This window comes from Rhizobium sp. CCGE 510 (assembly GCF_000292525.1).
Classification (GTDB): domain Bacteria; phylum Pseudomonadota; class Alphaproteobacteria; order Rhizobiales; family Rhizobiaceae; genus Rhizobium.
Genome location: NZ_AEYF01000047.1, coordinates 1 through 9024, shown reverse-complemented (window position 1 = coordinate 9024; position 9024 = coordinate 1). Strand labels below are relative to the sequence as shown.

Below are 9024 nucleotides of genomic sequence, written 5' to 3'. Positions count from 1 at the left end.
CGAAAGCTGCGCCTGCGTCAGGTGCGCAACGCCTTCTTTCGCTGTTGGCCACGGAAAGTATCCGCGTTCCAAAAAGCTTGTAAAACAGGCAGAACCCTTGGCCATCCCACCATAAAAGTTTGATCCGATCGGCCCGTTTTCCGCGGAAGCCGAAGATCGCGCCGGAACCTGGCGCCTCCTTGATAGCCGCCTCGACCAACGCCGACAGTCCATCAATTCACGCCGCATGTCGGTCACTCCGCAGGCAAGATAGACCCGGACATTCCCGGAAGGCCCGATCATGCCGCCTCCACGCAAGCGATCAACGACCCGAGCACCCTTAGCTCCACGTCAGCCGGAACCCTCAAGCACCGACCGTTTCGTAGCGAGATCTGGAGCTGGCTCGGGAAATCTACACAGCTAGGATAAGTGGAATTTCTGCCTGACTTCGGCTTAGATGCCGGGAACAGGAGAGACCATGACGAGACGACCGCGCCGGAACCACAGCCCGGCCTTCAAGGCAAAGGTGGCGCTTGCCGCCATCAGGGGCGAGCAGACGCTGGTGGAATTGTCCCAGCAGTTTGACGTGCACGCCAACCAGATCAAACAGTGGAAAGACCAGCTCCTTGAGGGGGCGACAGGCGTTTTCGGTGATGAAGCGAAGGCGGAACCGGCGGGTCCAACCGTGGATGTCAAAACACTGCACGCCAAGATCGGCGAGCTGACACTGGAGAACGATTTTTTATCCGGTGCGCTCGGCAAGGCGGGATTGCTGGGCGGAAAGAAATGATCGACCGCAAGCATAAGCTATCCGTCGTGCGCCAGGCCAAGCTTCTCGGCTTCAGCCGTGGCAGCGTCTATTATCTGCCTCATCCCGTGCCTGACGGCGATCTTGCCGTGATTCGGCGGATCGACGAACTGCATCTCGACTACCCGTTTGCCGGAAGTCGGATGTTGCAAGGGCTCTTGAGGGGAGAAGGGCTGGAAACTGGGCGGCTGCACGTCGCCACGCTGATGAAAAAGATGGGCATCGAGGCGATCTATCGTCGCCCGAACACATCCAAACCAGCGCCAGGTCACAAAATCTATCCCTACCTCCTGCGAAAGCTGGCGGTCACCCGGCCCAACCAGGTCTGGGCAATGGACATAACGTACGTTCCGATGGCTCGCGGTTTTGTCTATCTCTGCGCCGTCGTTGACTGGTTCAGCCGGAGGGTTCTGTCGTGGCGGCTGTCGATCACGATGGAAGCAGCCTTCTGCATCGAAGCAGTCGAGGAAGCGCTGGCCCGTTTTGGCAAGCCCGACATATTCAATACCGACCAGGGCTCGCAGTTCACCTCGATGGACTTCACGGCGGTGCTGAAGAAGGCGGAAATCGCCATCTCGATGGATGGCAAGGGTGCTTGGCGGGACAACGTGTTCGTCGAACGGCTCTGGCGTTCGATCAAATACGAGGAAGTCTACCTCCATGCCTACAAGACCGTGTCCGAGGCCCGCGTCGGCATTGGCCGATATCTGACCTTTTACAATAGCCGACGCCCACATTCATCCCTTGACCGGAAGACGCCGGATCAGGCCTACTTCAACGCGCTGGCGCCAATGATGGCGGCGGCATAATCGAGGCGGAAATCCACTTAGCGAAACGCCCGGAACTGTTCAGACAAACCGAGCCAGCTCTATGGTTACGGAAATTATTGTCACCTTGCCAGAAGCGAGAGCCGCCTAATTATGTAATAACCAGTTCCTCCTTGAAGAGCTGGCGGATTTTCAGATGATGCATCCGACACATCATGATGGCTTGCTAACCTGCGGCTTGCCAGAGAAGCGGGGCAAAGCTTGCCCATGCTCGTCGCACCGCTGACGAATGGAACAACTTCCTCGAAGACTTCGTGAATGAGCACAAATTCATCCCGCGCCCTGTAAGGAAATCTCCGGTAACGACCGGGTAAAGACACTTGCGCTTCATTGCGGTAGAGGTCCGCGGGACCGGGAGAAGCCAGCCGTCGAAGTGCGCACAGCGTCGGTTAAGGCGAGATTGCCGCGTTATCGGGCGCTCCGCGCGATACTCATCCATCCTGTAGATGCGTCCCATTGGTCGCATGAATTTTACAATGGTGAGGCTGCCATATAGGAGACGTTGAGGGCGCCAACCTAATGGAGCGAATTCGAATCAAGATATTGGCTTTTGTAACGGCGAGCGGCCTGGTGCATTGCATTGGCGATGCCACACTTTCGGCGCTGAGGTTTCGGGCTACCGATCCGCACCAAGGCGCCGGCTAGGCGATAGACAATACCCTAAATGCGGCGAGGAGCCGTTGAATGGTATCTGCGATATGTTCTTTTGTTTATCCAACACGGTTGTGACGTGAAGACGGGTCATGGAAGCACCTAATGCAAGTACAGCAATGGCCGATTGCAGAGTAGGCAGCGTTATCTGCATTCGCGCAAATGTGCCGTAAAAGACTTCGGCGGGTGGCAGCGCGGGAAGTTGCGCGGCACCGAGTTTGGCGGTGCGAATGTCGCCGCGAAAACAGGCAATTGAAGGACAGGCGGAAAACGGCTGCTTGGCCTTAGCGCCACGGTCGCCCTATGAACTGGGAAGATCCCCGCAATTTCGCGACGGGTCGACCGTTGTTCAGCATGCCGATGATGTCGGAGCGCTGATCGGAAGTTGAATTAACCAGCATGATGAAACGGGGTTCGAAGATGCCGCTTCCGGACGGTGCCCGTAGGCAAGGTAAGCTGGTTCGGGCTTGCAAAAGAAAAGTAATGCCGACATACGAAAAACAAATTGTAGGTGGGAATACAGTGCTTAAGGCGCCAGAAGCCAGCGATCGCGATCTAGCTTTAGACTTCGCCAAAGGAATACTCATCATCTTGGTGATTTTCGGTCACCTGCTACAGTATATCTTTTACCAAGGCGATGGCTTCTGGGATTCGGCATGCTTCAGATGGATCTACATGTTTCACATGCCTCTCTTTATGGCGATAAGTGGATATCTCTGTAGATCAGCCCTACTAAGTAAACCCTTCAGGCAAGCCATCGTTGATCGCGTGATGCAGCTCCTGGTGCCGACGCTGTTTTGGTGCACTCTTCTAGAGGCAGTCAAATTGATCATGCTGCCCCGGCCGCCGACCGCACCAGACAACGTTTTGCAGTTCTTGCACGATTTTGTCGGCACATACTGGTTCATCTGGGCTGCGTTTGCTTCTTTTCTTTTTGTCAAACTTATTTCAATATTCAACTCTTGGTCGTCGCGCGCTTTGCTTGTCTCAGTCATACTGGTCGCACTTGCACCCGTGACGTTTTCAATATTCCCTCTCATAAAGTACACTTACCCGTTTTTCTGCGTGGGGTTCTCATTTGCGCAGTCGCGAGAATGGTGGACGAGCATAATGCGGCCTCATAAGCCGCTCCTGATGATGTTCACTTCTATCGCGGCTATCTTGTGCTTCATTGCGTGGCGCGAGGACACTTATGTCTACAACAATCTCGTCTTGATCCAGAATCTGCAGTCGGCAAAAGATATCCTTCTAATGTTTTGTGGTTCCGCGGCGGCCTCGGCAGTGATGATCGAGGTTCTGCTTCAATCATGGAAAATTGGTCGCTCGAGCAGCGCGGTTCGCTTTATCGCCGCGGAAGTGGGACAGAGCACGCTCCTGTTGTACCTGGTGCAGGGTACGGTCTTTCGCCTCATGGATTCGATACAATATGGAGAAGGATGGACTCCCACAATGAAGTCTGCCGCGGCGCTTATTCTCGGGACGATGATCGTTGCCGTCGCACTAGCGGTTCGCTGGAGCATGCGCGACATTCCCTATCTGTCCCAGCTCATCCTTGGAGCGCCACCCCGTCTGGTTCGTTTGCCGAGCAATCCTGCGAATAACTAGCGGTGTCCAATTATCACCGTAAACTTCATCAGCAAGCAAGCAAGCGCGAAGTAAACCGTATCTTTGGCAACGTCAAAGATGGTGGAGTCGATATCGTTCGGCGTCCCGCTTGCCGCCAGGTCCCGCTTGTCCCTGATAAAGTTGCGAACGTTCGCATTAGGTACCCAAAACGCTCTTCCGGGCTGTGCAAAGCAAATGACCGGGAACAGCGAAAATCGCCTCAGCGGTCATGCCGAGCCGGGGCTGCTCCATGACGGCCGCTGCCATAGTCATCCTCTTGCCGGCGCCGGCGGAACCGGCCAGCTAGGTCGTGCCGGATGCGATGATTCCCCAGGTGCCGTGTTCTGGTGCGAATAGAGAGTGAACGCGGCCGATGCACGCCAGCAGCTTCAGATACACGCTGCCGGAGCGCCGAGGGGCTGGTTGTTGAAACGGTCTTTACAAACCTTGCAGCCGGTCGATCCGGTCGGCATCGGACCAGGCCCAGCCCAGAAAGGCCGTCTGACCTTCGTGAGCTTCTCCTTTGCCGGCTACGTCTAACAAGCGCCGTTCACTGTGGGAATTCATAGCATTGGTGAGCTGTTGTCGGCGTCGCGGCGGCCAATGCCGCATTCCATATGCCCGCGGCATTCCCCTCCAACGACGGCGCCAACTATCGAGGAGGGGAGCTTCGGCCAGTGATGCATGCGGGTTTCGGAGCCCATCGTCTCACGCACGAAGGAGATCATGTCTAAAGCCGGGATCCGGGATCCAGGGAGCACTGGGACGCGCCGTTTAATCGCCAAGCAGCGAAGATCGGCCGGCTGCACCTCGCAAGCGCCCGGACATTGCGCCTAAGTGGCATTTGGTTGCTGACGTGGCCGGAGAGATAGGCTTCCGCCGCTGCACCGGTATGCCATTCCTTCAATGTTACATCTCCGTTACGATCCCCACCGCATCTTGTCCGGTTCACGACAATGCTGTCCTCGATTAATCCTTCACAGGCTAGCTAATAGGTTGAAAACATTACAGATTCCGTGTTCCGAAACTCACCGGAGGAGACTGGCATGAGTCTTGAACTCCCAGAACTAGGCGGCGAGCAATCCCCCTGGTGGAACGTGTCGCGTACGGTGGAAGTCTTTTGAATCTTGAAAGGGAAATACATGGCAGGTCTGCGTCAGTTCGCACTCTACGGAAAGGGGGGTATCGGCAAGTTCACTGCCTCTCAAAATACTCCCACTGCCCTTGTCGACCTCGAGAAGCTGATTCCACCCGCCTAATTCTAAATCCGAAAGCCCAGGACACGGTGTTAGATCTGGCGGCGAATAGGTCCCGTTGAGGATCTGGAGTTCGCGGAGAAACATACCGCCACTGAAATATCGAGACGGAAATCTCGCTTGTGAAGCGCTTTTCGTCAACCCCGCCGGCGCATGCCAGCCGCTTGCCGGTGTTGCGGCCGCCCGGCTTCGAGGGGGCTATGTCTTTCGTCCGGGCCAAGTTGCGTTTCGCCACAGGTCCCATTTGTCGCACCATTTTAAGGAAGGTGTTATCGGAGGCGGGTGTGGCCGTAGTTAAACCGCATCCAGCACTCAGGAGGATTTTAAGCTGATGTCAAACGTCACCCCTGTCCCCGACAATGCTCGATTAGATGAGAAAGACGCTCTCGGCACGCCTTTCGTTAAGTGTCTCTTGCGACTGATGCGTGCTCAAGACACCTTTGAATTGTGGCAAGAAAAATCGGACACCGATTTGGTCTGTGATTTCATCGTGACGAGGCAGCAGCGTAGGGCGATTCCTCTCATCGGGGGACCTGACCTGGAGGTGCAGTGGCGGCTTGAGATCTTCTATGCCGCTGTGGCACTTGCTATAGAGGAGCAGTCCGGACTGATCGCGTCACCGGTGTTGACTGTGAACCATGAGGGATTCGGTCGGATATTACTTACGGCTGGGCGGCTCGTCGTACTGTCGAAGACGCTCCGCGACGTGCATCGATTTGGCTTCGACAACCTGCGAAAGCTTGCCGAGGCGGGAACTGGCCTGGTCGATAATGGCTTAACAACAATCAAGACCTATTCAGATGTAGCGCGCGTTTGAGTGCGGTTGAAATGGCTCATATAGGGCGGAATTCTTCGCTAATCTGGCCAGCAATCAAGCCGATCAAAGGGGACCTTTACAGCTCTTGGCGCGGGGGGCGACATGGAGGAGCCCGCATGACAGTGCGTTCACTACTCGTTACGGCTCCTCTTGGCTCCGGCGTATCTTACAAGCACTGATCAAGCGACGTGTATTGGCTGCGCCCTTTGTTTTATGTTCTCAGCCCATTCGGCAATGGCGCTTCGGGCATTTGGCGGGCGAGGAAGAGGCTTTGGTTGACCAGCTCGTCGCGCATCTGCCGTTGAAGCTCTCGACATAAGCGTTTTGCATCGGCTTCCCGGCGTGATGTCGTGCCACTAGACCTTATGATCTTTCGACCAGGCAAGGGTGGCATTCGAGGTCTTGTCCGAGAGATCATTGCGAGTTTGCCGCGTCGTTCGATGAGGGTCGTCAGCTATCGAGCAACGCGACGACGCAAGATCGAGGTGTCCGGGATCGCCGCCAGGCATTCGCGCGTCACATCGTCGACGATGTTGAGCACGCGAAACCGCGTTCCGCAAGCGAACTGGTCGTGAACGAAATCCAGCTACCAGCGGGCATCGGCTTTCGCTTCGACCAGGATCGGGGCGCGCGCGCCGATAGCACGCCGCCTGGCTTTCCGGTTGCGAACGAAAAGTCTTTCTTCGCAATAGAGCGGGTAGATGCGGTTGACCCCAGGCGGCTCTCCCTCCCGCCGAAGCAGGACGAACAGTCGCCGATAAACCATGACGTTCGCAACCGTTTTTCAACTTGGACAAAATCCCGGCTTCGAGCCGACATGGCCTACACGGATCAAGACCTTTGCGCCCGCCACAATCGACCGTAAGGACCATCAGTTTTCAGCAGGTCAGCGTGCTTTCCCTCCTCGATGACCCGCCCCTTGTCCAGGACCACAATATTGTCCGCCCCACGAACGGTCCTCAACCGATGAGTGATGACTGACCTGCCCCTGCGAATTTCCTCCAGAATTGATTAGAGTCCGGCCCATCAAAGGACGGACGAATGAAGAAGCAGAGATTTACCGAAGAGCAGATAATTGCGGTGCTGAAGGAGCAGGAGGCTGGCGCGAAGGCGGCCGACCTTTGCCGCAAGCACGGGATTTCGGAAGCGACGTTTTACAACTGGAAAGCCAAATACGGTGGCATGGAAGTCTCCGAGGCAAAACGGCTGAAGGCGCTTGAGGACGAGAACGCGAGGCTGAAGAAGCTGCTGGCCGAGCAGATGTTGGACGCAGCAGCACTTCGCGAGCTTCTTTCAAAAAAATGGTAGGGCCTGTCGCCAAGCGTGACGCCGTCACGCATCTGAAGACCGTCATGGGTCTTTCGGAACGGCGGGCCTGCCAGATCATATCCGCCGACCGCAAGACGATCCGTTATCGGTCAAGTCGACCGCCGGAGGTAGAACTGCGGGCAAAGCTACGTGACCTCGCCAATGAGCGGCGGCGTTTCGGCTACCGGCGGCTGTTCGTCCTGCTTCGGCGGGAGGGAGAACCGTCCGGGGTCAATCGCATCTATCGCCTTTATCGCGAGGAAGGGCTTTCCGTTCGCAAGCGGAAAGCCCGGCGGCGTGCTGTCGGCACGCGTGCACCGATCCTGATCGAGGCAAAGGCCAATGCCCGTTGGTCACTGGATTTCGTTGACGACCAGTTCGCCTGCGGAAGGAGGTTTCGCGTGCTCAACATCGTCGATGACGTGACGCGCGAATGCCTGGCGGCGATCCCGGACACCTCGATCTCCGGCCGTCGCGTCGCTCGCGAACTGACGACCCTCATCGAACGGCGCGGCAAACCTGGAATGATCGTCTCCGACAACGGCACGGAACTCACCTCGAATGCCATCCTTGCCTGGTCGAAAGATCATAAGGTCGAGTGGCACTACATCACGCCGGGAAAGCCGATGCAGAATGGCTATGTCGAGAGCTTCAACGGCCGGATGCGCGACGAGCTGCTCAACGAAAGCCTGTTCTTCGGCCTCGACCATGCCCGAAGCGCCATTGCTGAATGGGCCGACGATTACAACCACTTCCGGCCGCACTCATCGCTCGGATACCAGACCCCGGCAAGCTATGCCGATACAATTGCCGCAACCGGCTCCAACGCTGCGCGAGATGAAAGCTTCGCGTTTCCGCCGGTTGCTCACACCGCGCCACTTGGCGTATTCAAAACCGCCGAGGCTCTAATCGCCGCCGGATGAAAATTCAGTGGCAGGTCACTATCGGTCATGGTTCTTCTCCTCGATACCGTTTTGGCTTGGATCGCCTGCACCAAGATTGGCCTTGACGATCCCCAAACTCTGCGGGGCGTGGGTTCCCAGGGAACCCCAGACACGGTTTACGCTTCGCGTTCAGAACGCCCCTACCCCGATGGATAAGACGGCGGCGCGGTTGGTAAACGACCGCAACGCGGCGAGACGAATGACTTCCTGGAACGACGGCTCCCTGGTTGGGCGATGTCTCACTGTGTCACGTGCCGGCGCCGCAAGAACCCACCGAAAGTGCAAGTATTGAGCTCATCGGATCCTCACGTTGGATGCTCTAAAGAGGCTCTATCCCATTCGCTCGGAAGCGTAGGATCCGGGGTTTGGCGGGAACACGACCGTACGGCTTCCATTGAGGAAGACCCGGTGGTGAATATGTGCGTGTATAGCTCGCGCCAGAACCTGGGCTTCGACATCGCGTCCCAGCGAAACGTAATCGTCTGGAGACTGAGCATGGGTAATCCGCACGGTGTCCTGCTCGATGATCGGGCCCTCATCGAGATCGGCTGTGACGTAGTGCGCCGTTGCGCCGATAAGCTTCACGCCGCGCTGATACGCCTGCTTGTAAGGGTTCGCGCCTTTAAAGCTCGGTAAGAAGGAGTGATGGATGTTGATGATGCGGCCGGACATCCGCTCGCACATCGTGTCCGAAAGTACGTGCATGTAGCGCGCCAGGACGACGAGTTCCGTGGACGTCGACTCTACGATCTCCATGATCTTGGCTTCAGCGTGCGGCTTGTTTTCTTTGGTCACGGGAATATGGAGGAAGGGAATATCGTGATTGACA

At 56.6% G+C, this 9024-nt stretch carries 5 protein-coding genes and 2 pseudogenes; 5 read left to right on the top strand and 2 right to left on the bottom strand.

Translation table 11 applies throughout. The features are described 5' to 3' along the window. Window positions 1–457 precede the first annotated feature (457 nt). The 4 genes and pseudogenes from RCCGE510_RS28295 (at window position 458) to RCCGE510_RS28285 (ending at window position 5943) form a co-directional block, all read left to right on the top strand. A protein-coding gene (locus RCCGE510_RS28295) for an IS3 family transposase (protein WP_192815360.1) occupies window positions 458–1596 on the top strand; the annotation gives its coding sequence in 2 pieces (ribosomal slippage) (window positions 458–716 and window positions 716–1596; 1140 coding nt in all). A 1152-nt stretch (window positions 1597–2748) separates the two neighbouring features. Next, on the top strand, window positions 2749–3870 hold the full coding sequence (gene nolL, locus RCCGE510_RS28290; protein ID WP_007635975.1) for a nodulation factor fucose acetyltransferase NolL: 1122 nt from the start codon (window positions 2749–2751) through the stop codon (window positions 3868–3870). 1142 nt (window positions 3871–5012) lie between these two features. After that, a pseudogene (gene nifH, locus RCCGE510_RS33840) lies at window positions 5013–5198 on the top strand (nitrogenase reductase); the annotation flags it as partial. A 259-nt stretch (window positions 5199–5457) separates the two neighbouring features. Continuing rightward, window positions 5458–5943: a NifX-associated nitrogen fixation protein gene (locus tag RCCGE510_RS28285; RefSeq protein ID WP_007635973.1), complete on the top strand. Its 486-nt coding sequence runs from the start codon at window positions 5458–5460 to the stop codon at window positions 5941–5943. A gap of 215 nt (window positions 5944–6158) precedes the next feature. Here the strand turns inward: RCCGE510_RS28285 and RCCGE510_RS28280 are convergent. Then, window positions 6159–6703 (bottom strand): annotated as a pseudogene (locus tag RCCGE510_RS28280) (integrase core domain-containing protein); the annotation flags it as partial. A 281-nt stretch (window positions 6704–6984) separates the two neighbouring features. On the opposite strand from RCCGE510_RS28280, the gene RCCGE510_RS28270 reads away from it, so the two are divergent. Next, window positions 6985–8174 (top strand): IS3 family transposase gene (locus RCCGE510_RS28270; RefSeq protein WP_085989783.1). Its coding sequence is split into 2 segments (ribosomal slippage): window positions 6985–7237 and window positions 7237–8174, totalling 1191 coding nucleotides; the frame shifts between segments, so codons are not numbered across the junction. Window positions 8175–8525: 351 nt separating this feature from the next. Here the strand turns inward: RCCGE510_RS28270 and RCCGE510_RS28265 are convergent. After that, on the bottom strand, window positions 8526–9024 hold a 499-nt coding region (locus tag RCCGE510_RS28265), incomplete at its 5' end, for a formyltetrahydrofolate deformylase (protein WP_007635967.1).

Coding starts and splice junctions, on each gene's coding strand:
- RCCGE510_RS28285 (WP_007635973.1), top strand. CDS start 5,458: ATGTCAAACGTCACCCCTGTCCCCGACAATGCTCGATTAGATGAGAAA.
- nolL (WP_007635975.1), top strand. CDS start 2,749: ATGCCGACATACGAAAAACAAATTGTAGGTGGGAATACAGTGCTTAAG.